Raw genomic sequence first — 21,400 nt, forward strand, 5'->3', positions numbered from 1 at the left:
CCAGTCTTACCGCACCACACCCGTGGGCGCGCGCCCCGACACGACCACTACCGATCGGCCGCCATCATCGCGCCCGCCCGGTTGACCCTTTCGTCGCGCCGAGTCCATTTAGCGCAGTCCGGGCCGCGAAGCGGAACGGGCAACAGCGAGTGCGCGAATGCGCCAATCCAGGCACTCCGTCCACATTGACCTTTGCCGGGTCGGCGCCGGTTTCGGCCTGCCCGGCCAGCACGACCGGGGCGAAGGCCTCGTTCACCTCGTACGCGTCGATGTCCTTCATCGTCAGGCCGGCCCGGGCCAGGACCTTCGCGGTGGCGGGGATGATGCCGGTCAGCAGGAGGGCGGCGGCGCCGTCGTTGACGGGGCTGGAGTTGCCGGCGGTGACCTTCCAGTCGATGGCGCCGAACCGCTGCTCCCGCCGATGACGTCGTCGAGGCCGGCCGGGTCGAGGCCGTCGGCGCGTTCGAGCAGCGCCCGGAGCACATCGGTGTGGATAAGCTCGTCACTGATGGCACGGACGGAAGACCCCTCGGGGCGTCAACGGATCTTGGCGGTGGCGGCCGAGCTCTTCTATGTGCGCGGGGTGCGCGCGGTCGGCCTGGCCGAGGTGATTCAGGCGGCCGGTTGCGGGAAAAACATGCTCTACCGCCACTTCCCCGGCAAATCGGCGCTGGTGGCGGCCTATCTCGTGCGAGCGCGTGAGGAGCGCGAGGCGGCGACCTCGGCCGCCCTGACGGGCGAGCCTCGGGAGCGGCTGGTCGCGCTGGTGAGCGAGGTGGCCCAGTGGGTACGCGGGAACGCGTACCGCGGCTGCGCCTTCCGCAGATATCTCGCCGAGTTCCCCGCCCGGGACGACGAGGCCGGCGACGAGGCGACCGCAATCGCCCGCGGCTACCTGCGCGACACCCGAGCGCAGGTCGACGACCTGGTCGCCGCCGCCGGGGCCGCACCGCTGCTGGGCGACCGCCTGTGGCTGCTGATCGACAGCCTCTACAGCGGCACCGGCCCCGACCCCTCGGTCGCCGTCGCATGGGCTCGCGAACTCAGCGCGACGCCGGCCGTTGCGCCGGCAGACGGACACCGGTGACCTCGCTGGGGGGACGGATCGCGGTCACCGTCGCGTAGCCCTCGGCCAGCAGCGCGAGGTCCGAGCCGGGAACCAGCGGCTCGCCGGTCTTCTCGACGGCCGTACGGACGAAGCCCTCGCCGTTCTCCGCCAGCGCCATCTGCGCCTGCCCGAACGGCGCCAGCGTCGCCTCCCGCAGGCCGCGGACCTCGTCGAACGGGCGGTCGGGCACGTTCAGGTTGAGGACCGTGCCGGGTGGCGCGGCGGACAGCCAGGCGAGCAGGCCGGCCGCCACGCGGGCGGCGGTGTCCCAGTGCAGCACCGAGTCGTCCGGCACCACCACAGTCGCGCCGCCGCTGGCCGTGGCGTCGACGGCGGACGGGTTCAGCACGTCCAGCGACACCGCCATGGCGCGGACCCGGTCGTTGGCCGCGGTCAGGGCCGCGCCGACCGTGCCCGAGTGCAGCACGGCGCGGCCCGCGTTCGCGCCCCGGTTCGGGCCGGACAGGACCAGGTCCGGCGGTTCGCCGAAAACCCCCAGATCGGCGAGGACCACGATGTACGCCGGTGAGGCCGTCACCCCGTACACCGCAAGCCCTTGAAAGTCGTGTCTCTCCAGGACGATCCGGCCGCCGGAGGTGACAGCGGTCAGCGCCGCGCTCATCCCGCTGGCCTCCTCGCGCGGGGCGGCCACCACCACCTCGTAGCCGGCGTCGCGGGCGGCCAGGGCCAGCGCGCGCAGGCCGGGCGCCTCGACGCCGTCGTCGTTGGTGACCAGGATCCGGGGCGTCATGGCCGTTTTCTACCCAGCCGCGAGCGGGTCAAGCGGCGGCGGCCGCGGCCAGCCTCTCCGGGGGTACCGGGCGGCCGAAGTGGTAGCCCTGCAAGAGGTCGAAGCCGGCCTCGGCGAGGATGTCGGCGGTCGGCTGGTCCTCGACGCCCTCGGCCACCAGCGTCAGGTCGAGGCCGCGGGCCATCCGGGCCACCGCGTCCACGATGGCCCGGTCGCGCGGGTCGTGGATCCGGTGCACGAACGACTGGTCCAGTTTCAGCTCGTCGAGCGGCAAGCGGGTCAGCAGCGCCAGCGACGTGTATCCCGTACCGAAATCGTCCATGGCGACCCGGACGCCGAGCTCGCGGATCAGGCGCAGCCGCTCGGCGCCGCGCTCGGGCCGGGTCATCACCGCGCTCTCGGTGACCTCGACGATCAGCGCGTGCGAGGGCAGGCCGTGCTGGGCGAGCAGGCCCGCGATCACCTCGACGATCCGGTCCTGGGCGAGCACGGGCGCGGGCAGGTTCACCGCCACCGGCACCCGCCAGCCGTCCCGGTGCCAGCCGGCGGCCTGCCGGATCGCGTCGCTGAGGATCCGGTCGGTCAGCGGGGTGATGACGTCGGAACGTTCGGCGGCCGGCACGAACCGGCCCGGCAGCAGCAGCCCCTGCCGCGGATGACGCCAGCGGACCAGGGCCTCCAGCGAGCGGACGGCGCCGGTACGGGCGTCGACCAGCGGCTGGTAGTGCAGCTCGAGCTGACCCTGGTCGATCGCCGTGCGCAGCTCGGACAGCAGCCGCAGGTCGGTGACGCTCTCGGCGGCCAGCTCGGGACGCCAGTGCTCCACGGTCGTGCGGTGACGCTTGGCCGCGTACATGGCGGAGTCGGCGCCGGCCAGCAGGTCACCGAGGTCGAGGCAGCCGGCCGCGATGCCCAGCGACGCCTCGGCGGTGATCGGCACCCCGGCCACCGGGAAGGGACCCTGGATGTCGCGCAGGAGACGACGGCCGACTTCTTCCAGGTACGTGCCGGAGCCGTCCCCCAGATCGTCGAGGAGCAGGACGAACTCGTCGCCGCCGAGCCGGAACGCGCCGGCGTGCCCCGGGAACGCGCTCAGCTCGTCGGCCACCTGACGCAGCAGCTGGTCGCCGCGGGCGTGCCCGAGGGAGTCGTTGATCTCCTTGAACCGGTCGAGGTCGATCAGCAGCAGCGCGATCGGTTTCCGCGCGGCCAGCAGCGCGCCGGCGACCTCGCCCAGCAGGCGGCGGTTGCCGAGCCCGGTGAGCGCGTCGTACAGGGCCAGCGTCTCGTAGCGCCGGCTCAGATGCTCGATGAGCGGCCCGGCCGGGGCGAGGCCGACGCCGCCGTCCGGGAGGCCGACGACGACCGGCCCGGCCTTCTCGGCGCCGGGCCGGGCCAGGCAGGCGCGGGCGGCGTCGTCCAGAGCGGTGGCGGCGGGAACGACGAGGGCGGGCTCCTTGAGCAGCCGGCGCACCCGGCGGCGGAACAGCAGGGCACGGCCGTAGCCGAGCCGCCCGGCCAGGACGGTCTCGAGATAGGCCCGCTCGAGGACGTACAGCCGCCCCGCGTCGGAGGCGACGACACCGAGGGAGTCCGGGTCGGCGCGCAGCAGCGCCTCGATCACCCCGACCTCGGCGTCCGCGTCGACAACCGTCACCGGCGTGGCAAGATCGCCGACCACCGGCGCGTCCGTCATCGGCACCCTCCCCAACCCGACGGCGAGCGTACGCCGGGCGGCGCCCGAACTCCGACACGGTCATCGAAAGTTCATCAAGCCACCCGGGTCAGACGCAGGTAGTTCCGCCCCACGGCGTGACGAGCACCACGGGGCTCGACCCGCAGCCGCACGGTCGCACCCGGTCCGAGATGGACCGGAAAGTCCGGACTGCCGGTCCAGTCGAGCTGTGCCCGCACGGTGTGCGTCCCCGGCGGCAGGGCCAGGGAGATCTCCCGCCCGCAGCGCACGGCCCCCTTGACCTCCCCGTCGACGACGATCTGAAAGGCCCGGGCCCGGTCGAGCCACGCCCCGGCGGGCCGCTCCACAGTCAACGTGGCGATAACGGTCATAGCGTCGATGCTCCCACCGAAGGCTCTTCCCCGCAGATCTGCCGGTCCTACAGCCCGGAGCAGCTCGAGGTCATCGCCGGTTTCCTGCGCCGGACGGCCGAGGCCGGCGCCGAGGAAACGGCGAAGCTCAGCTGAGCAGCTTGCGGACCTCGCCCTCGGTGGGGGCGTCGACGACCTCGCCCTCCTCGTAGGCCTCGATCACGCGCGGGTCGACGTAGGAGGCGCGGGCCACGGCGGGGGTGTTGCCCAGCAGCTCGGCCACCTCCTTCATGGCGTGCGAGACGGCCTTCTTGCGCTTGGCCTCGGTCGGCTGCGGCCCCACCTCGGCCAGCTCGGCCGCCGCCTTGACCGTGCCGTGCCACGTACGGAAATCCTTCGCCGACATCTGGTCGCCACTGATCTCGCGGAGGTACTCGTTGATCTCGTCAGCGTGCACCTCGTGCCACTTGCGGCCCTCCCAATAGGCGAAAAGGCGATCGGAACCGCGGCGGCGGCGCTTGAGGTCCTTCAGCACCGTGCAGACTTCACCGTCGTCCACCGAGCCCGAGTGTTCGACCCCCGACTTGCCGGTGAACTCCATCAGCACACAGCCACCGCTCGTCCGGATGTGCTCCGGCCTCAGGGTGGACAACCCGAAGGACGGATCCTCTTCCCGTACGGCGTACTGGTCGCTCCCGATCCGGAACATGTTCATGTCGAGCAGCCGCACGATCGTCGCCAGCACCCGCGACCGGCACAGCCCGCGCCCCGCGGTCAGGTCGGACCGCAGCCGGTCCCTGATCTTCGGGAGCCGGGCCGCGACCTCGAGCGCGTGGTCGAACTTCTTCTCGTCCCGGGCCGTGCGCCAGTCGTCGTGGTACCGGTACTGCTTGCGCCCGGCCGCGTCGATCCCGGTCGCCTGGATGTGCCCGCGCGCGTCCGGCGAGATCCACACGTCCTTCCAGGCCGGCGGGATGACCAGCGCCTTGATCCGCGCGATCTCGTCCTCGTCCTTCAGGACCGCGCCCTCGGTGTCGAGGTACGTGAAGCCCTTTCCCGCACGCCGCCGCCCGTAGCCGGGCCGGCTCAGGTCAGAACGCCGCAGCCGCATCGAGCACCTCGGCCGGTGTCACCGCGAGCAGGGCGGGATGCACGCCCGGTTTCATGCTGTCGCCCGGTTCGCTCCTCGTACCGTGCCAGATGCTTCGGTGGTACGGGCGGTCGGGCGGCCCCCAGCGTTTCGGCGACATCGGCCCGAACAGCACCACCGACGGCGTCCGGTAGGCCGACGCCAGATGCGCGATCCCGGTGTCGCCGCTGATCAGCAGCCGGGCTTTGGCCACGAGCCCGGCCAGCTCGGCCAGCCCGGTCCGCGGCACCGCCGCCGCGCCGAGCCCGGCCCGTTCCGCCACCTGTTCGCACAGGGGACGCTCGGACTCGGAGCCGGTGACGACCACCCGGTGACCGGCCGCGGTCAGCGCCGACGCGACCGCCGCGAACCGCTCGGCCGGCCAGCGACGGGACGGCGACTTCGCGCCCGGATGGATGATCGTCGCGCCGCCGGCCACGCCGGCGCCGGGCACGCGGAGCGACAGGTCGGTCTCGTCGGCGGGCACGCCGTAGTGGCGCAGCAGCCGGCACCAGCGATGCACCTCGTGGTCCTCCTCGTTCCAGGTGGGACCGTCGAGATGCCCGGCCGGGGCGCTGGCAAACGCCCACAGCTTGGCCGGTTGTGTCATGTGCAGCAGCCGGTGCGATTCCGGGCCGCTGCCGTGCAGGTTGACCGCGACCTCGGGCGCGTCGCGCTCCCACCGCCACGGGGCCAGGCCGTCGGCCGGGATCACCTCGTCCACCACCCCGGTCAGCTCGATCAACGGGGTCAGCCAGGTGGGGGCGGCGAGCGCCAGCGGACGCCCGCCGAAGGCGCCGCGGAGCCCGCGCAGGGCGGGCACCGCGGTCGCCAGGTCGCCGACGCCGAGGGCGCGCAGGGCGAGGATCACGGGTACGAGCTCTCCTGCTCGGCGGCGATGACCAGTTCCCGCACCGCGCACCCGGCCGGCTGCGACAGGGCGAACAAGATCGCGTTGGCGACGTTGGCCGGGTCGTTCAGGATCGCGTCCGGGCCGGGCTTGTACTGTTCGTCGCGCTCGTCGAAGAACTTGGTCCGCATGCCGCCCGGAATGACCAGGGTGACGTTCACCTGCCCGGCCAGTTCGGCCGAGAGGGCACGGGTGAAGCCGACGACGCCGAACTTCGCGGCACAGTACGCGGTCGCGTCGCTCACCGCCTTGACGCCCAGCGTGGACGAGACGGTGACGACGCCGCCGTGCGACTGCTTCAGCGCCGGGATCGCGGCCCGGATCACGGCGGCCGTGGACAGCAGGTCGATGGTGACGATCCGGTCCCAGACCTCGCCCGGGATGTCGGCCAGGGCGCCCGGCACGTCCATCCCGGCCGCTGTCACCACGCCGTCGAGCGACCCGCCGGCCTCGGCGATCGCCTGCCGGGTGGCGGCCTCGGCGGCGCGGGTGTCGGCCAGGTCGCAGTCGATCCACGGCACGTCCACCGCGGGCTTCTGCCGGTCGATGACGTACGGGCGGCCGCCCGCCTTCAGCACGGCGTCGACCACCGCCGCGCCGAGCCCACTCGATCCACCCGTGACGATTACGGCGTCCATGTGTCTCCTCATCTCTGTGACGTCGCGGACCGGGCCGCGGCGATGGTTCGGGTGGTGGAACGACCGTCCAGATAGGGGACGATGACGGTCTGGCCGCCCCACCGCTTGACCAGTTCGGCCTCGGGAAGCTCGGGCCCGCCGTCGGCGTAGTCGCCGCCCTTGACCCAGACGTCGGGCCGCAGCCACGACAGCACGGACTCGGGCGTCGGCTCGTCGAACACGACGACGGCGTCCACACAGTCCAGGGCGGCGAGCAGCCGGCCGCGGTCGCGCTCGTTGGTCAGCGGACGCTCCGGCCCCTTGAGCCGCCGTACCGAGTCGTCGCTGTTCAGGCAGACGATCAGGCAGTCACCGAGCTTGCGCGCGGCCTGAAGCGTGGCCAGGTGACCGATGTGCAGCAGATCGAAGCAGCCCCCGGTCGCCACGACCGTGCCCCCTCGTTCGCGCACCGCGGCGATGAGCTTTCCGGCCTCCGCCGCGCCCACCCTATCCGGCATTTCCGACTTGTCGACCAACTCGGGGGTAGGCGCGAGCGCTGCGGTGACCCCTCCACCGGCCACATACGAGGAAGCAGCGGCCACCGCCTCCTGTACCGCCTCCGATACCAGGGCGCCCGAGGCCAGCGCCAGGGCGGCGGTGGCGGCGAAGCGGTCGCCGGCGCCGCACGTGTCGCCGTCGGACACCTCCGGGGCCGGGACGACCAGCGGTGTCGGACCCGAGTGGCACAGGACGGCGCCGTCGCCGCCGCAGGTGACCACTACCGCGCCGGCCCGCCAGAGCTGCCGCAGGTGATGGCCGCCGCGCTGGGCGACGGTCAGGGTGGAACCGCCTCCGGCGTCGCCGCTCATCCGGCGTACCTCGGAAGCATTGGGGGTGACCAGGCGGACGTTGGGCACCGGGGCCGGGCCGTTCGGATGCGGATCCCACACGATCGGCGCCTTCACCTCGCCGAGGGCGCGCCGGATCGCCGGGTGCCGGGCCATGCCGCGGCCGTAGTCGCTGACCAGGATCGCCGCCGCCGAGCCGAGCACCTCCAGCGCCGCCGCCGGCGCCTCCCCCGGCTCCTGCGGCGAGCCGCCCCGGTCGAGGCGCAGCAGCACCTGCCCGTCGGCCCTCAGCCGTACCTTCTCCGGTGTCGCGCCGGGCAGCGGCAGCGCGTACACCCGTACCCCGGCCTCGGCCAGAAGCCGGCTCAACCGCGCGCCGCCCTCGTCGTCCGCGAGGGCCGTGACCAGCGCGACCTCGTGCCCCTGCCGGGCCGCCAGCAGAGCCGCCAGGCCCGCCCCGCCCGGGCGGTCGCTGACCTCGCGCTCGTCCAGGACGGGAGCCGGCGCGTCCGGCGCGATCCGGGTCACGCTGCCCTCGACGTCCTTGTCGAGCAGGGTGTCGCCGATGATGACCAGCAGCGGGCTCATACGCCCACCCGCATCTGCTCGCCGATGATCTCCGGGGTGTCGGCGAAAGGGCGTACCACCGCCGGCAGAGTCGCGTCGATGTACTCGCACATCAGGTGGACCGAGAGCAGGTGCAGCTCCTGGACCACCTGGCTGTCCGGCGACGGGCAGCGCAGCGCCTCGTCGCTGGCGTCGGCGAGCGGGTTCGGGCCCTCGCCGGTCATCGCCCAGGTGCGCATGCCGCACTCCTTGGCCGCCCGCACCGCCGCGATCAGATTCGGGCTGCGGCCGCTGGTCGACATCGCGATCAGCACGTCGCCGGGGCGGCCGTGGGCGCGGACCTGCCGGGCGAAGACCTCCTCGAAGCCGTAGTCGTTGCCGATCGCGGTGACCGCCGACGAGTCCGGGGTCAGGGCGATCGCCGACAGCGGCATCCGCTCGTCGCGGAGCCGGCCGACCAGTTCGGCCGCGAGGTGCTGGGCCTCGGCCGCGCTGCCGCCGTTGCCGGCGACCAGCAGGCGGCCGCCCTGGCCGAGGTGCCAGGCGAGCTGGCCGCCCCACCGCGCCAGGCGGCCCGCGACCGCCCGGAAGGGCACGATCGAGGTGGCCAGCGCGGTCAGGTGAGCGTCGATCGGGGAGAGATCGTGGGTCATCAGGCAACCGCCTCACGGGTGGTTTCGGGGGTGACACCGGCCGCGTCCGCGTAGACGGCGGCGAGCCGTCCGGCGATCCGGGGCCAGGCGTAGGAGTGCACGGCGCGGTCGACCGAGGCCGCCGCGTAGGAGATGCGCCGGACGTCGTCGGCGAGCAGTTTGCGCAGCGCGACCGCGAGGCCGGCCGGGTCGCGGGGCGGCACCAGGTCGCCGGTGACGCCGTCGACCACGGTGTCGGTGAGCCCGCCGACGGCCGAGCCGACCACCGGCACGCCGCAGGCCATCGCCTCCAGCACGGTCAGCCCGAACGGCTCGTACCAGGGCGTCGCCGCGACCACGTCGGCCGAGCGGTACCAGGCCGGCATCTCGTGGGCGGCGACCGCGCCGGCCAGCCGCACGCGGTCACCGACCCGGCAGTCCTCGGCCAGGGTCAACAGCTTTTGGGCGTACGGGTCGGCGTCGAGCTCGTCCAGCGCGGGCCCGCCCACCACGACGAGTTCGGCCCGCGGCACGCCGGGCAGCGCGCGGATCAGGTCCTCGACGCCCTTGCGCTCGACCAGCCGGGCCACGGTGAGGATGCGCGGCCGTTTGCCGCGCGGCATCGCCGGCCCGTTCGGGCGGAACCGGTCGGTGTTGACGCCCGAGGGCACGAGCGACATCCGTGCCCGCGGCACGCCGAGCCTGATCAGCTCCCGCACCTCGTCCTGGCACTGCACGATCACCCGGTCGACCGCGCGGCCGAGCTCCCGCTCGTAGGCGATCCGCCGGGGCGGGCTGGTGTCGGCCGCGCCCTGGTGGCGCCGCTTGACCGAGCCGAGCGCGTGGTACGTCTGCACGACCGGCACATCGGTGGCCCGCCCCGCGGTGACGGCGGCCAGCCCGCTCATCCAGAAGTGCGCGTGGGCCACGTCGGGCCGCCACTCGTCGCGCCAGTCGGCGGCGAGCCGTTCGGCGAACTGTCCCATGTACGGCAGCAGCTCGTCCTTGGGCAGCGCGGTGGCCGGGCCGGCCGGCACGTGCACGACCTCGAACAGCGAGCCCACCGGCACCACGGCGGGCAGGTCGGGACTGTCGCGCCGGGTGTAGACGCGTACCTCGTGCCCGTCGGCCGCGAGCGCGCCGGCGAGCTCGGCCACGTGCGCGTTCTGCCCGCCGGCGTCGATGCCGCCGAGGGCGGCGAGCGGACTGGCGTGCTCCGAGATCATCGCGATGCGCATGTTTCCTCCTCCAGCAGCCGGTCCCAGTCCGCGAGGAACCGGTCCAGGCCGTAGCGGGCCAGCGCGACCTGGCGGGCCCGGGCTCCGAGGCTTCGGGCGGCCTCGGCGTCCTCGAGCAGCCAGTGCGTGGCCTCGACAAGCGTGCTGACGCGGGTGTCGAGCACCCCGGCGTCGGGTGGCACCGCGGCGACCGCCTCGGTGGTGGCCAGCCCGACGACCGGCATGCCCATCTGCATGGCCTCGATGAGGCTGAGCCCCAGCGACGTCCAGCGAGTGAGATGTAGATAAATCCGCCGTCGGGCGACTTCCGCGTGCATGACGTGCTGCGGCGGATCGTCGTAGGGGGTGATCCGGGGCCCGCGCAGGCCCTCGACGCCCATCCCGAACACGTCCAGCGGCGCCACCGCGGCGAACCGCGGGAACAGGTCGGTGCCGGTGACCCGGTTCCGCCGGATCGGCTCGTTGGTCACGATCGCCAGGTGCTCGACCTCGCCCGACCAGCGTGGTGACGGCTCGACGATGCCGTGCTCGATCACCGTGGTCCGGGTACCCCCGGTGTCCCAGAACAACTCGTTGAAGTCGGTGACGTGGGCGACGACGAGGTCGTCCCGGTCGGCCATCGGATGCCGGCTGTTCGGCACGTCGCCCTTGGGCGTGTTGTGCTCCACGTAGATCACCGGCACCCCGCGCGGAACGAACTGGAGTTCCTCGGGCCGCTGCACGATCGCCACGTCGACGTCGCGGATCTCCTCCAGCGGCAGCTCCTGAACGGTGGCCGGCCAGTCGAAGGTCTGTGCCCGGCCACGGCCCATCGCGTCGCGGGCCTCGTTGACCGGGATCAGGTAGCGGTGTTTGCCGTGGACGAACGAGGTCGTCCAGGATCCGTGCACGTGCCAGAGCAGAATGTTCACGCTGCTACCTCGGTGCGCTCGTGAGCCCCGGAGGCGAGCAGCCGGACGGCCGCCACCACCTGCTGAGGCTCGATGTCGGACAGGCAGGGATGGCCGGCGACCGGGCAGACGGTGGCCCGGGAGTCGCGGCAGGGCGCACCGGCGTCGCCGAGCCGCACGTTCGGAACCCGGTAGGGCCCCCACTGTCCGTAGGGGACGGTCGGCGCGTAGAGGCTGACCACCGGCGTACCGACCGCGGCCGCGAGATGCGCCGGCCCGGTGTTGCCGACGACCAGGCAGCTCGCCCGGGCCAGCAGATCGGCCATCTCCCGGAAGGTGGTCCGCCCTACCTCAACCCCCACACCCCCACTGACGTACGAGGCCAGCGCGCGCTCGCCGGAGCCACCGGTCACCAGCACGCGGTGCCCGTCGGCGGCCAGCGCGGCCACGATCCGCCGCAGGGTCTCGGGCGGGCCGGACCGGGCCTCGCAGCTCGCTCCCGGGTGGACCACGACGTACTCGCCGCCGTCCTGGTGACGGGCCCCGGTCACCCGCAGACGGCCGTCGTCGCCCGGCGGCAGCCCGAAGCCGGCCGCCGCGGCGACGCTGCGGGCCCGCTCGGCCTCGGGGATCCCCGGCGGCACGCGGTGCCGGACGTCGAGCAGGGATCCCGGGTAGTCGTCGCTGATCGCCGTGATCCGCCCGACCCCGGCGACCCGCAACAACAGCGCGAGCGGCAGCGCCGACTGATGGAACGACGTGAAGACGACCGCCTCGTCCGCACCGATGTCCCGCAGCCGCGCGGTGAGCGCGGCCATCTGTTCGGCCTCGACCGCCGGCGGCTCGGCGTCGATCCACGGCAGCCGCCACTCGACGATCTCATCCACGCCCGGGAGCAGTTCAGCGGCCGCCCGCCCCCGCGGCCCACAGAGCATCACGACCCGCCGGGCCCCGTGCGCCACGGCCCGAACCGCGGGCCCGGTGACCAGCACATCCCCAGCGGAGTCGGAGCGAACGACCAGCACGGTCCCGGCCGGCGTGGAACGCGGAGCCGGGGTGACCAGAGCTTCGCGGCTCAGGATCAGCTCGGCCGCTTCCCCAAGGGTCGAGGCGACCGCGGGAGCGGCGGCCACCTCGGGCGGCAGGGTGACCGGGGTCGGCACCAGGACGCCGGCGGCGCCGGCGGCCAGGGCGGCGCCCATGTCCCGGCCGATGTCGCCGACGACCACGCAGCGGGCCGGGGTCGTGCCCAGCGCCTCGGCGGCCGCGACGACCAGGCCGGGAGCGGGCTTGCGGCAGTCGCAGCCGGCGGTGTCGTCGTGCGGGCAGATCTGCCAGGTGTCGAAGCCACCGAAGAGCTCGTCGATCCGCCGGTTCACGGCGGCCAGCTGGCCGGCGGTGAACCGGCCCCGGGCCAGGCCCGACTGGTTGGTGACCACGCCCAGGCGCAGGCCCGCCGCGCGCAGCCGGTCGACCGCCTCCCGGGCGCCCGGCATGGGCTCCACCAGTGACGGATCGCCGTTGTAGGGCACGTCCACGACGAGCGTGCCGTCCCGGTCGAACAGCACAGCGTCGAACAGCTCGGTCACCGGCTCGCCCCCACAGGCGCCGCGGCCGGCACAAGTGGCTCCGCCTTCCGCCACCGCCACGCCCCGCGCAGCCAGTGCACGACGGCCACCGGCGGGATGACCACGCTGGTCACCAGCATCGTCCCCACCTCACGCGGCGTCCGCGGCCCGGGCGCGATCCGCGCGGCGGCGAACTCCGCGGTTCCCGCCGCCCAGCCCAGCCCCGCCCCGATCGCGGCAGCGGCCCAGACTCCCCGCCCCCACGACGGGCGGCCGGAACCGAGCAGGGCCGCCGCGGCGGCGGACAGGGCGACCGTGCCCGCGAGGGTCACCGCGGCGTGGCGGGAGCGGCGGCCCGGCGGGATCTCCAGCAGCGAGCGCCACTCCGGGCCGTAGAGGCGGCGAAGCAGGGCGTCGTCGGCGTTACCGCGCTGGGTGCGGATGCTGACCCAGGGGCTCTCCGGGCGTACCGGGTGGGTCACCCGGCGGTTGCCGCGGGTCAGGGTCCAGCCGTCACGGCGTACGCGGAAAGCGAGGTCCGCGTCCTCCCGGAAAGCTCGCGGCAGACGCTCGTCGAATCCGCCGGCCCCGGCCAGCGCGGCGCGCCGGTAAGCCATGTCGGCCGTGATCCAAGCGCCGTCGGCCAGGCCCGCCGTGACCCGCTCCCAGTCCGTCGGGCGGCGGTCGGGCGGCAGCGGCACGCGCAGCGTGCCCTGCACTCCCCCGACCTCCGAGCCGGCCGCCTCCAGATCCTCACGCAGGCGAATAATCCAGTCCGAATCGGGCAATACGTCGTCATCGAGGAAGGCGATCCAGTCGCCGTGGGCGGCGCGGACACCCGCGTTGCGGGCGGCCGCCGGGCCGCGCGCGGGTCCGGCTACCACCTTCGCGTCCAGGAAGTCCACGGCCAGCGGCGGATGCGGTGCGGGCCGGTCGTCGACGACGACCAGCTCCACCTCCGGCGGCAGTGGCCCGAGGGCCGCGAGCAGGGCGGCCAGGCTGGGGCGGCCCAGTGTGGGCACGACTATGGAGATCACGCGCCGAACGCCTTCGCCCGGTGCACGGCGAACGGGCCCAGCGCGAGCAGGTCGACCGGGGCCGAGCCGAACAGCTCCATCGCCTCGCGCGGCGTGTCGACCATCGGGCGGCCGGCCGTGTTGAGCGACGTGTTCACCACCACGGGCAGGCCCGTGAGCTCTTCGAACTCCGCCAGCAGCGACGCCACCAGCGGCTCGGTGTCGGTGTGGACGGTCTGCACGCGGGCCGTGCCGTCGACGTGGGTGACCGCGGGGATGCGGTCCTTCCACTCCGGCTTCACCTTGTGGACGAAGAGCATGTACGGGCTCGGGTAGACGCCCTCGAAGATCTCGGCGAAGCGTTCGGCCCGGACCATCGGCGCGATCGGCCGGAACTGCTCGCGGCCCTTGACGTCGTTCATCCGGGTCTGGGTGTCCTTGTCGCCGGGGTGGGCGATCAGCGAGCGGTGGCCGAGCGCGCGCGGGCCGTACTCGCTGCGGCCCTGGTACCAGGCGACGATGCCGTTGCCGGCCAGCACGCGGGCGGCCTCGGCGGCGATCGAGTCGGGCCGGGTGTACGGCAGAGCGGCCCGCTTGAGCTCCGCCTCCAGCTCCTCGTCGCTCCAGCCCCGGCCCAGCGCGGCCGAGCCGAACGGGATGTTCTTCTTGCCGACGGCGAGAGCCGCGCCCAGCGCCGTGCCGGAGTCGCCGGCGGCCGGCTGCACCCACACCCGCTCGTACGGGCCCTCGGCGGCGATCCGGGCGTTCGCGACGCAGTTCAGCGCCGTGCCGCCGGCCATGGTCAGGGTTTTCGGGCCGCCCGCCGCCTCGTACGTCCATCTGGCCAGGTCGAGCATGACCTCCTCGAGCCTGGTCTGGACGCTGGAGGCCAGGTCGGCGTGGGCCTCGGTCATCTCGCCGTCGGCGGTGCGCGCCTTGGCCAGCGCGTCCCAGTCGATGCGCTCGACGGTGAAGCCCCCGTCGTCGTTGGCGTGCACGAGGTCGCGGAGCAGACCGAGGAACTTGGGGCGCCCGTACGAGGCGAGCGCCATCACCTTGTACTCGTCGCTGGAGTGCAGGAACCCGAGGTGGCGGGTCAGGTCCTCATAGAGCAGACCGAGCGAGTGGGGCAACTCCTGGCTCTTGAGGATTTCCAGCTCGCCGCCGCGATAGGCGCCGGCCAGGTGGCTGGCGACCTCGCCGCGGCCGTCCAGCACGAGCACCGCGCTGTCCTCGGGCACGGACAGCCCGGCCGAGGCGGCGTGGGCCACGTGGTGCGCAACGAAGGTCACCTGCGAGGGGTCGAGGCCGGGCAGCGCGGTGGCGAGGAACTGCGGCGCCCGGCGGGCGTAGTCGACGCGCATCGCGTCGGACGGGTCGCTCACGCCGAGCGACGAGAGGTCGCGGGTCAGTGCGGGGTCGAACGAGTAGGCGACGACGTCCAGGTCGTCCGGGCGCAGCCCGGCCTCCTCGAGACACCAGGCCGCGGCCAGTTCGGGCAGTTCCCAGGCGGCGAACGGGACGGGCCTCTTACCGTGCTTGCGCCGGCTGAACCGCTCCTCCTCGGCGGCGGCCACGACGCGGCCGTCGACGATCAGCGCGGCGGCCGGATCGTGGAAGATGGCGTTGATTCCCAGGACACGCATGTGGCGCCGGATACCCCGGCTCGGGAGAAGTACTCCCATGATCATTGACTTCTCCAAAAAATAAAAAGTGGCCTCCCACCTGCACTGATACGAGGTTTGAGACCGTTGCACCTGGGCAAACGCCCGCTCATGTATGACGTGGAGCAGTACGTCGCGGGCAGCTGGGGACCGGGCAGTTCGGGCCACAAGCTGACCGTCGTGAACCCCGCCGACGGCACCGCGGTGACCGTCGTCCCGCTCAGTTCGCCAGGCGATGTGACGGCCGCCGTGCAGGCCGCGCGCGACGCCGCGCCAGGCTGGGCGAGCACCGCTCCGGCGGCCCGCGCGGCCGCGCTGCACGCCGCCGCGACCGCCCTCGAGTCGGGCGCGGACGAGCTCGCCGAGATCATGAGCGCCGAGATGGGCAAGCCGGTGGACGGCGCCCGGGAGTCGATCGGCGCCGGGGTCGGCACCCTGCGGCAGTACGCCGAGCTCGGCCCCACCCACCGCGGCCGCACGCTGGCCGGCGACGACGGCGCGATCGACCTGATGGCGTACGGCCCGCGCGGCGTGGTCGCGGTGATCACCCCGTGGAACGACCCGGTGGCGGTCGCCTGCGGCCTGCTCGGCGCGGCCCTGGTCACCGGCAACACCGTGGTGCACAAGCCCAGCGAGCGGACCCCGGCCACCGGCTGGCGGGTGGTCCAGCTGCTGGCCCCGCACTTCCCGCCCGGCGTGCTCAACCTGGTCAACGGCGACGGCTCGGTCGGCGCCGCCCTGGCCGCCTCCGGTGTGGACGTCGTGGCCCAGGTCGGCTCGACCGCCACCGGCCGGTCGATCGCCGCCGCCTGCGCCCGCACCGGCGCCAAGGCGCTGCTGGAGAACGGCGGCAAGGACCCGGTGATCGTGGACGCCGACGTCGACCCGGCCTGGGCGGCGCAGCAGGTCGCGCTGGGCGCCTTCGTCAACTCGGGCCAGATCTGCGTGGCCGTCGAACGCGTCTACGCGCACCGCGACGTCGCCTCCGCCTTCCTCGACTGCCTGGCCACCGAGGCCGACTCGTGGGCCACCCGGATCGGGCCCATGGTCGACCGCCGGATGCGCGACGCGGTCGACGAGCAGGTGCAACAGGCGGTCAAGGACGGGGCCCGGGCCGTACGCGGAGGCGCCGTCCCCGCCGGCCCCGGCGCCTACTACCCACCGACCGTGCTCGCCGACTGCACCGACGACATGGCGGTGATGCGCGAGGAGACGTTCGGCCCGGTGGCGCCGGTCATGGTCGTCGACTCGTTCGACGAGGGGCTGCGCCGCGCCGCCGACTCCCCCTACGGCCTGGCGGCCACCGTGCTGACCAGCTCGATGAGCCACGCCCAGCAGGCCTGGCGCACGCTGCCGGCCGGCACGGTCAAGGTCAACGCGGTCTTCGGCGGGGCTCCGGGCGGCGCCGCGCATCCCCGGCGCGGGAGCGGGCAGGGCTTCGGCTACGGCCCGGAGCTGCTCGACGAGATGACGGCGACCAAGGCGGTGCACATCGAGGCGCCGCCGTCGGGCTGGTAGCTACAGCTTCCGCAAGGCCGCTTCCACCTCCGGCGGGAGCGGCCTTCGGTGGTTGAGCGCCCAGGGCAGGTCCCGGGTCACGTCCAAGACCGATCGAGGGCTTTGCCGTACGGCGGTGAGCAGCGTCCGCCCGACCACGGGAAGCGGGCGGCGCAGCACCGCGGTCAACATCCGGTTGCGCGTCTCCCGCCGGGCCCGCGCGCCGTTGTCCCGGCCCGCCGGTTGTGGCAGATGCCGCACGGTGAGCTCGGCGGCGTACGACAGCTCGTACCCGGCGGCGGCGAGGTCCATGGCCAGCAGCGCCTCCTCGCCGTACACGAAGAGTCTCGGCTCGAAGCCGCCGGCGGCCAGGAAAGCGTCCCGCCGCACGATCACCGAGCAGGCGAGGAAGCCGAGGACGGACGGCCCGGCGCTCCCCCGCCCGAGCGGGCTCGCGGCCATCTCGGCCGACACCGGGTCGAGCCGGCCCTCCGGCCCGACCAGCACCCGCGCCGCCAGCAGGGCCACCCGGGGATGGGCGTCCATGATGGCGGCGGCGCGGGCGAGGGAGCCGGGCGTCCAGTACGAGTCGTCGTCGGCGAAAGCCACATAACGGGTGCGGGCCCGTTCCACGCCCACGTTGCGGGCGGCCGCGCCGCGGTTCGCGTCCAGGCGGACCACGTCGACGCCGGGCAGGGCGGGCAGCTCCTGGTCGGACGCGTTGTCGACCAGGATCGTCCGGGCGCGATGCCGGGGCATCGTCTCGCGCAGCCGGTCGGCCCGGTTCCGGGTGGCGACCACGACGGTGACGTCGTCGGTCTCCACCGACAATTGTTCGGCTTTCAGCGACATGGCGGAGCGCTTACCCCGTACACACTTTTCTTAGAGCTGATTTTTCAACTCTTTCGAGAAGAAATCGAAGAAGCCATCGGGATCCGGGCCCGCATTCATCAGAACGATGTGGTCGTATCCCGCTTCCGTGTATTCCTTGACCGATTTGACATACGGCTCGGGGTCCGGCCCGTGCGCGAACTTCTCGGCCACGTCCTCGGGGCGCACGGTCGCCGACGCCGCCTCGAAATTGACCGGATTCGGCAGTTCGGCCATCACCTTCCAGCCGGTGACACCCCAGCGGCTGGTCTCGTGCGCGGCCTTGACCGCCGCCTCCGCGGTCGGCGCCCAGGCGACGGACACCTCGGCGTACTTCGGGCCCTTTCCGCCCTTCTGGGTGTACGTCTCGACCAGGTCCTTGCGGGGTTCGGTGACGAACAGGCCGCTGCCGTGGATGGCGGCCAGCTCCGCCGCGTCCTTACCGCCGGCGGCCACCGCGATGACCGGCAGCTTCTCGGGCAGGTCGAACACCTGCGCGTCCTCGAGCTGCAGGTGCTTGCCCTCGTACGACTGGTAACCGCCCCGCCAGAGCAGGTTGATGATGTCCAGCGCCTCCACCAGACGCTCGTGCCGGCCCCGCACGCTCGGGAAACCCTGGCCGACGACGTGCTCGTTGAGCCGCTCGCCGGCGCCGATGCCCAGCGTGAAACGGTCGTCGGAGAGGATGGCCAGCGTCGCCGCGGCCTGCGCGATGATCGCCGGGTGGTAGCGCACGGTCGGGCAGGTGACACCGGTGGCCAGGCCCAGCCGCTCGGTGCGCATCGCGATCGCGCTCAGCACGTTCCAGGCGAACGGCGAGTGGCCCTGCACGTCGAGCCAGGGGTGGAAGTGGTCGCTGATCTCCACGAAGTCGAATCCGGCCTGCTCGGCCTGGACCGCCTGGCGGATCAGCTCCTTGGGTCCGAAGGCCTCCGCGGCCAACTTGTATCCGAGTTTCATGTCCTAACAGCTTCCCGGCCCGGACCGTCGCAAACGCGCTGGTCCGAGCCGGGTTCAGGCTGATTCAGGAAGCGGCGGAACGCGCCTGGTCCCGGACGTCCTGGACATTGTCCTGGGCCGTCGACTTGGTCGTCGCCACGGCGTCCTGCGCCGTCTCCTTGACCTGGCCCAAGGCCTCCTGCGCCGAGCCCTGAAGGTCCTCGCGCAGCTCCTGAGTGGCGTCCTTGACCTTCTCGGTCAGGTCGCCGCTGTGCTCCTTGAGGGCCGCGCCCGCGCTCTTCTCGGCCTCGGTGACCGGGATGAGCGTGGCCGCCAGCATGCCGACGCCGAACGCGATGATGCCGGCCGCGATCGGGTTGCCCTGCGTCTGCTGGGCCACCGCCTGCGGGGCCTGCTTGACCGCGCCGACCGCCTGGTGCGCCTTCTCGCTGGCCACGTCGCCGGCCTGGCCGGCCTTGTCGCTGACCGCGCTGCCGACCTGGCTCGCCTTGTCGCTGACCGCGCCGCCCACCTGGCTCGCCTTGTCGCTCACCGTTCCTCCTACATCCGACGCCTTGCTCGACGCCGAGTCGCTGACACCCATGACCTTTTCCTTGACCGCGGTCCAGCGCCGCTGCGCCACCTTCGTGGGGCTCGTCTTCTCGGCGAGCAGGTCGACGTCGCGGGTCAGCGAACGCCGGGTGTTCTCGATGTCCTGCCTCAGCCGGTCGGGTTCTTCAGCCATTGGGCGTCCTCCTTCAGGGTGTCGACGGTGCGACGGGGCATCGGGTCGACGTTCTTGAGCTTCTTCTTGCCGTTCGCGTAGAGGACGGCGCCGACGATCCCCCAGACGGCCGCCACGATCAGCGCGGCCCATCCGGCGGGCATCACGGCGTCCAGGGCGAAGACGGCGGCGAGGCTGAGGAACAGCACCGCCAGGTAGCCGGCGAACCCGGCGCCGCCGAGCAGCCCGGCCGCCTTGCCGGCCTTCTTCGCCTCCTGCTGGACCTCGGCCTTGGCCAGCTCCACCTCTTGCCGGAAGAGCTGGGACAGGTCATTGCTGATGTTGCCGATCAGCTCGCCCACCGAGGTCTCGGCGACCTCTTCCGAGCGGTTCTGCTGGAACGGGGTGGTCATCGTGGACGCTCCGGACTGTCCACCACGTACTCGCTGGCCACCGCCGGCGTGCCGGTGCCGGTCGAGGTGTACTCGGTGGCGCTGGCGTAACCGCCGGTCGGCGCGGTGCTCGTCCCGGCGGGGTAGGTCGGGGTGGCCGGGGTGGCCGGCGTGGCCGGGTACCCGGTCGCGTACTGCGCGGTGGTGTCGGCGCCCGAGCCGGACACGAAGGAGTCGCTGGTCGGCTTGGCGGCGTCCGAGCTCGACTCGGCCTTGGCCACACTCTTGCCGAGGCGGCCCACCACGAAACCGGCGGCCAGGGCGGTGGCCAGGAAGGCGCCGGGACGCCGGCGGGCGAAGTCCTGCACCTCGCGCAGCACACCCTCGGGACCGTTCCGGTCCAGGTAGTCGGCGAACTGGCGGCCACCGTCGGCGATCCGGGTCACGACCTGCGCGGCCGGGGTGTCCCCGCGGTCGCCGCGCATCTGGTCGAGCTGGTCGGCGGTGTCCCGGATGGAGCCGACAAGCCGGTCGTTCTGCGAACGCGCCTGCTCGTTGACCTTGCTCTTGACATCCGACGCCAGGTTGCTGGCCTGCGCCTTCGCCTCGGAACCGACCCGCCGGGCCTGCTGTTTGGCGGTGTCCTTCACATCGGCCGCGGCCTCACCGGCGGCGTGGCCGGTCTGGGAGGCGACCTCCTTGGCCTTCTCCTTGGCGCCGCTCGGCTGCTCCGGCGCCGAGGGGGAGGAATAGGTCTCGGCATAGACCTCGGTCGTGTACGTCTCGGTCGGGTACGTCGCCTGGGTAGGCACCTCGACGGGATCGACGGCGCCCGGTCCGCGAACGCCCGATGGCACGTCACTCATGGGTTTCCTCCAGTGGGGATTTCGACGTCAATTGAGCTACCCGGGTTCGCCTCGGCCCATTCACGAATTCGGCTGCGGGATAGAGCTAATATTCATCCGCATGATCCGCGGAAATAGGGGTATGCGGCCGCTTCTGCCGTGTGCCCGGTCGCCTGTTACGCTCGCGAATCGTGAGCGATCTTCTCGGTAGCCGGATCATCGGCGGGCGCACTTTTGATTTCTCCCGTCAGGTCGCGGTGATGGCGATCGTCAACCGCACCCCCGACTCGTTCCACGACCGGGGGCGGACCTTCGCGCTCGACCGGGCCGTCGAAGCGGTCGAGGCGGCGGCCGACGGCGGCGCCGACTGGATCGACGTGGGCGGGGTGCCGTTCGCGCCGGGGCCCGAGGTGCCGGTGACGGAAGAACTGGACCGGGTGCTGCCGGTGGTGGAGGTGGCACGCTCCCGCACGGTGGTCTCGGTCGACACGTTCCGGCCGGAGGTGGCGGCGGAGGCCATCAAGGCGGGAGCGGGGGTCATCAACGACACGTCGGGGTTGCGGGACCCGGCGATGGCGGACGTGGTCGCGGGCACGGACGCCCAGCTGGTCATCACGCACAGCCTGGCGGCGCCGCGCACGCTGTGGCCGAGCCCGCAGTACAGGGACGTGACAACGGAGGTGGGAGACTTCCTCCGGGAGCGGGTACGGGTGGCGCTGGACCACGGCGTACGGCCGAATCAGATCATCATCGACCCGGGGCCGGACCTGAACAAGAACACCCGGCACACGCTCGAGCTGACGCGGCGGCTGGGTGAGATCGCGGAGATCGGGTATCCGGTGCTGGCGGCGGTCAGCAACAAGGACTTCATCGGGGAGACGCTGGACGCTCCCCAGCATGAACGGCTGGCGGGGACGTTGGCGGCGCTGGTCTTCTGCGTCGAGCGGGGGGCTCGGATCGTGCGGGTTCATGATGTTCGGTCCGCTGTGGATGCTGTGCGGATGACCGAGGCGCTCCTGGGGTGGCGGGAGCCGGCTTATCTTCGGCACAACATCTAGCTTGAGTTTTAACGTGCAGCTGTGCGGCATCGACCCCGGCTGATCATGAGGACAGCCCTTGATCGATCATCTCTTCTTGTCTAGGGAAGAA

General features: G+C 72.8%; 21 protein-coding genes and 1 pseudogene. 3 read left to right on the forward strand and 19 right to left on the reverse strand.

The genetic code is table 11. From position 1 onward, the window contains the following. Positions 1 to 175: 175 nt before the first annotated feature. Positions 176 to 394, reverse strand: a pseudogene (locus ACGFJ7_RS33170) (steroid 3-ketoacyl-CoA thiolase); the annotation flags it as partial. Between the two features lie 114 nt (positions 395 to 508). Here ACGFJ7_RS33170 and ACGFJ7_RS33175 point away from each other — a divergent pair. Next, complete coding sequence (locus ACGFJ7_RS33175) at positions 509 to 1,087, forward strand: TetR/AcrR family transcriptional regulator (RefSeq protein WP_392645689.1); 579 nt, start codon at positions 509 to 511, stop codon at positions 1,085 to 1,087. On the opposite strand, the gene surE is transcribed toward ACGFJ7_RS33175, so the two are convergent. The 13 genes from surE to ACGFJ7_RS33240 all read right to left on the reverse strand — a co-directional run bounded on the left by surE (position 1,044) and on the right by ACGFJ7_RS33240 (position 14,966). Then, positions 1,044 to 1,859, reverse strand: coding sequence for a 5'/3'-nucleotidase SurE (surE, locus tag ACGFJ7_RS33180; protein ID WP_392645691.1), 816 nt, complete (start codon positions 1,857 to 1,859; stop codon positions 1,044 to 1,046). The two genes, ACGFJ7_RS33175 and surE, sit on opposite strands and share 44 nt — an antisense overlap. A gap of 28 nt (positions 1,860 to 1,887) precedes the next feature. Continuing rightward, positions 1,888 to 3,555, reverse strand: a complete 1,668-nt coding sequence (locus tag ACGFJ7_RS33185) for a putative bifunctional diguanylate cyclase/phosphodiesterase (protein WP_392645693.1) — start codon at positions 3,553 to 3,555, stop codon at positions 1,888 to 1,890. A 74-nt stretch (positions 3,556 to 3,629) separates the two neighbouring features. Beyond that, positions 3,630 to 3,926 carry a hypothetical protein gene (locus tag ACGFJ7_RS33190; RefSeq protein WP_360253672.1) on the reverse strand — a complete coding sequence of 99 codons (297 nt, stop codon included), beginning with the start codon at positions 3,924 to 3,926 and terminating at the stop codon, positions 3,630 to 3,632. A 127-nt stretch (positions 3,927 to 4,053) separates the two neighbouring features. Then, positions 4,054 to 5,016: a DNA topoisomerase IB gene (locus ACGFJ7_RS33195; RefSeq protein ID WP_392645695.1), complete on the reverse strand. Its 963-nt coding sequence runs from the start codon at positions 5,014 to 5,016 to the stop codon at positions 4,054 to 4,056. Next, a complete protein-coding gene (locus ACGFJ7_RS33200; RefSeq protein ID WP_392645696.1) occupies positions 4,997 to 5,905 on the reverse strand; it encodes a glycosyltransferase family 9 protein in 909 nt (302 codons plus the stop codon). The genes ACGFJ7_RS33195 and ACGFJ7_RS33200 overlap by 20 nt, the downstream gene beginning before the upstream one ends. Next, the gene (locus ACGFJ7_RS33205) at positions 5,902 to 6,582 is read right to left on the reverse strand and encodes an SDR family oxidoreductase (RefSeq protein WP_360253678.1); all 681 of its coding nucleotides are present in this window, start codon (positions 6,580 to 6,582) and stop codon (positions 5,902 to 5,904) included. The genes ACGFJ7_RS33200 and ACGFJ7_RS33205 overlap by 4 nt, the downstream gene beginning before the upstream one ends. Positions 6,583 to 6,590: 8 nt before the next feature. Beyond that, positions 6,591 to 7,997, reverse strand: coding sequence for a PfkB family carbohydrate kinase (locus tag ACGFJ7_RS33210; RefSeq protein ID WP_392645697.1), 1,407 nt, complete (start codon positions 7,995 to 7,997; stop codon positions 6,591 to 6,593). Then, complete coding sequence (locus ACGFJ7_RS33215) at positions 7,994 to 8,629, reverse strand: SIS domain-containing protein (protein ID WP_360253682.1); 636 nt, start codon at positions 8,627 to 8,629, stop codon at positions 7,994 to 7,996. Before ACGFJ7_RS33215 ends, ACGFJ7_RS33210 begins: the two co-directional genes overlap by 4 nt. Next, positions 8,629 to 9,846 (reverse strand): glycosyltransferase, encoded by a 1,218-nt coding sequence (locus tag ACGFJ7_RS33220; RefSeq protein ID WP_360253684.1) that lies wholly within the window; start codon positions 9,844 to 9,846, stop codon positions 8,629 to 8,631. The genes ACGFJ7_RS33215 and ACGFJ7_RS33220 overlap by 1 nt, the downstream gene beginning before the upstream one ends. Next, a complete protein-coding gene (locus ACGFJ7_RS33225) occupies positions 9,831 to 10,757 on the reverse strand; it encodes a glycosyltransferase family 1 protein (RefSeq protein ID WP_360253686.1) in 927 nt (308 codons plus the stop codon). The genes ACGFJ7_RS33220 and ACGFJ7_RS33225 overlap by 16 nt, the downstream gene beginning before the upstream one ends. Next, complete coding sequence (locus ACGFJ7_RS33230) at positions 10,754 to 12,325, reverse strand: HAD-IIIA family hydrolase (protein WP_392645700.1); 1,572 nt, start codon at positions 12,323 to 12,325, stop codon at positions 10,754 to 10,756. Before ACGFJ7_RS33230 ends, ACGFJ7_RS33225 begins: the two co-directional genes overlap by 4 nt. Continuing rightward, on the reverse strand, positions 12,322 to 13,341 hold the full coding sequence (locus ACGFJ7_RS33235) for a glycosyltransferase family 2 protein (protein WP_392645702.1): 1,020 nt from the start codon (positions 13,339 to 13,341) through the stop codon (positions 12,322 to 12,324). Before ACGFJ7_RS33235 ends, ACGFJ7_RS33230 begins: the two co-directional genes overlap by 4 nt. Further along, entirely contained in the window at positions 13,338 to 14,966 is a 1,629-nt protein-coding gene (locus ACGFJ7_RS33240) for a carbamoyltransferase C-terminal domain-containing protein (protein ID WP_360253692.1), read from the reverse strand. Before ACGFJ7_RS33240 ends, ACGFJ7_RS33235 begins: the two co-directional genes overlap by 4 nt. 129 nt (positions 14,967 to 15,095) lie before the next feature. Here ACGFJ7_RS33240 and ACGFJ7_RS33245 point away from each other — a divergent pair, with 129 nt between their 5' ends. Further along, positions 15,096 to 16,502 carry an aldehyde dehydrogenase family protein gene (locus tag ACGFJ7_RS33245; protein WP_392645704.1) on the forward strand — a complete coding sequence of 469 codons (1,407 nt, stop codon included), beginning with the start codon at positions 15,096 to 15,098 and terminating at the stop codon, positions 16,500 to 16,502. On the opposite strand, the gene ACGFJ7_RS33250 is transcribed toward ACGFJ7_RS33245, so the two are convergent. From ACGFJ7_RS33250 to ACGFJ7_RS33270, 5 genes are all read right to left on the reverse strand, one after another. After that, positions 16,503 to 17,333, reverse strand: coding sequence for a glycosyltransferase (locus tag ACGFJ7_RS33250; protein ID WP_360253696.1), 831 nt, complete (start codon positions 17,331 to 17,333; stop codon positions 16,503 to 16,505). Between the two features lie 30 nt (positions 17,334 to 17,363). Then, the gene (locus ACGFJ7_RS33255; protein ID WP_392645706.1) at positions 17,364 to 18,311 is read right to left on the reverse strand and encodes a TIGR03557 family F420-dependent LLM class oxidoreductase; all 948 of its coding nucleotides are present in this window, start codon (positions 18,309 to 18,311) and stop codon (positions 17,364 to 17,366) included. A 64-nt stretch (positions 18,312 to 18,375) separates the two neighbouring features. Beyond that, entirely contained in the window at positions 18,376 to 19,035 is a 660-nt protein-coding gene (locus ACGFJ7_RS33260) for a DUF3618 domain-containing protein (RefSeq protein WP_360253700.1), read from the reverse strand. Then, entirely contained in the window at positions 19,011 to 19,427 is a 417-nt protein-coding gene (locus ACGFJ7_RS33265; protein WP_392645708.1) for a phage holin family protein, read from the reverse strand. Before ACGFJ7_RS33265 ends, ACGFJ7_RS33260 begins: the two co-directional genes overlap by 25 nt. Then, positions 19,424 to 20,272: a hypothetical protein gene (locus tag ACGFJ7_RS33270; RefSeq protein ID WP_360253704.1), complete on the reverse strand. Its 849-nt coding sequence runs from the start codon at positions 20,270 to 20,272 to the stop codon at positions 19,424 to 19,426. The genes ACGFJ7_RS33265 and ACGFJ7_RS33270 overlap by 4 nt, the downstream gene beginning before the upstream one ends. A 170-nt stretch (positions 20,273 to 20,442) precedes the next feature. Between ACGFJ7_RS33270 and folP the strand changes: the two genes are divergently transcribed. Beyond that, positions 20,443 to 21,309, forward strand: a complete 867-nt coding sequence (gene folP, locus ACGFJ7_RS33275) for a dihydropteroate synthase (protein ID WP_360253706.1) — start codon at positions 20,443 to 20,445, stop codon at positions 21,307 to 21,309. Positions 21,310 to 21,400 lie beyond the last annotated feature (91 nt).

The sequence above is a fragment of the Actinoplanes sp. NPDC048988 genome, from assembly GCF_043197815.1.
GTDB lineage: Bacteria > Actinomycetota > Actinomycetes > Mycobacteriales > Micromonosporaceae > Actinoplanes.

What these genes read in the sequence shown, in the direction of transcription:
- ACGFJ7_RS33175 (WP_392645689.1), top strand. Translation starts at nt 509, where the DNA reads ATGGCACGGACGGAAGACCCCTCGGGGCGTCAACGGATCTTGGCGGTG.
- surE (WP_392645691.1), bottom strand. Translation starts at nt 1,859, where the DNA reads ATGACGCCCCGGATCCTGGTCACCAACGACGACGGCGTCGAGGCGCCC.
- ACGFJ7_RS33185 (WP_392645693.1), bottom strand. Translation starts at nt 3,555, where the DNA reads ATGACGGACGCGCCGGTGGTCGGCGATCTTGCCACGCCGGTGACGGTT.
- ACGFJ7_RS33190 (WP_360253672.1), bottom strand. Translation starts at nt 3,926, where the DNA reads ATGACCGTTATCGCCACGTTGACTGTGGAGCGGCCCGCCGGGGCGTGG.
- ACGFJ7_RS33195 (WP_392645695.1), bottom strand. Translation starts at nt 5,016, where the DNA reads ATGCGGCTGCGGCGTTCTGACCTGAGCCGGCCCGGCTACGGGCGGCGG.
- ACGFJ7_RS33205 (WP_360253678.1), bottom strand. Translation starts at nt 6,582, where the DNA reads ATGGACGCCGTAATCGTCACGGGTGGATCGAGTGGGCTCGGCGCGGCG.
- ACGFJ7_RS33210 (WP_392645697.1), bottom strand. Translation starts at nt 7,997, where the DNA reads ATGAGCCCGCTGCTGGTCATCATCGGCGACACCCTGCTCGACAAGGAC.
- ACGFJ7_RS33215 (WP_360253682.1), bottom strand. Translation starts at nt 8,629, where the DNA reads ATGACCCACGATCTCTCCCCGATCGACGCTCACCTGACCGCGCTGGCC.
- ACGFJ7_RS33220 (WP_360253684.1), bottom strand. Translation starts at nt 9,846, where the DNA reads ATGCGCATCGCGATGATCTCGGAGCACGCCAGTCCGCTCGCCGCCCTC.
- ACGFJ7_RS33240 (WP_360253692.1), bottom strand. Translation starts at nt 14,966, where the DNA reads ATGCGTGTCCTGGGAATCAACGCCATCTTCCACGATCCGGCCGCCGCG.
- ACGFJ7_RS33245 (WP_392645704.1), top strand. Translation starts at nt 15,096, where the DNA reads ATGTATGACGTGGAGCAGTACGTCGCGGGCAGCTGGGGACCGGGCAGT.
- ACGFJ7_RS33250 (WP_360253696.1), bottom strand. Translation starts at nt 17,333, where the DNA reads ATGTCGCTGAAAGCCGAACAATTGTCGGTGGAGACCGACGACGTCACC.
- ACGFJ7_RS33255 (WP_392645706.1), bottom strand. Translation starts at nt 18,311, where the DNA reads ATGAAACTCGGATACAAGTTGGCCGCGGAGGCCTTCGGACCCAAGGAG.
- ACGFJ7_RS33260 (WP_360253700.1), bottom strand. Translation starts at nt 19,035, where the DNA reads ATGGCTGAAGAACCCGACCGGCTGAGGCAGGACATCGAGAACACCCGG.
- ACGFJ7_RS33265 (WP_392645708.1), bottom strand. Translation starts at nt 19,427, where the DNA reads ATGACCACCCCGTTCCAGCAGAACCGCTCGGAAGAGGTCGCCGAGACC.
- ACGFJ7_RS33270 (WP_360253704.1), bottom strand. Translation starts at nt 20,272, where the DNA reads ATGAGTGACGTGCCATCGGGCGTTCGCGGACCGGGCGCCGTCGATCCC.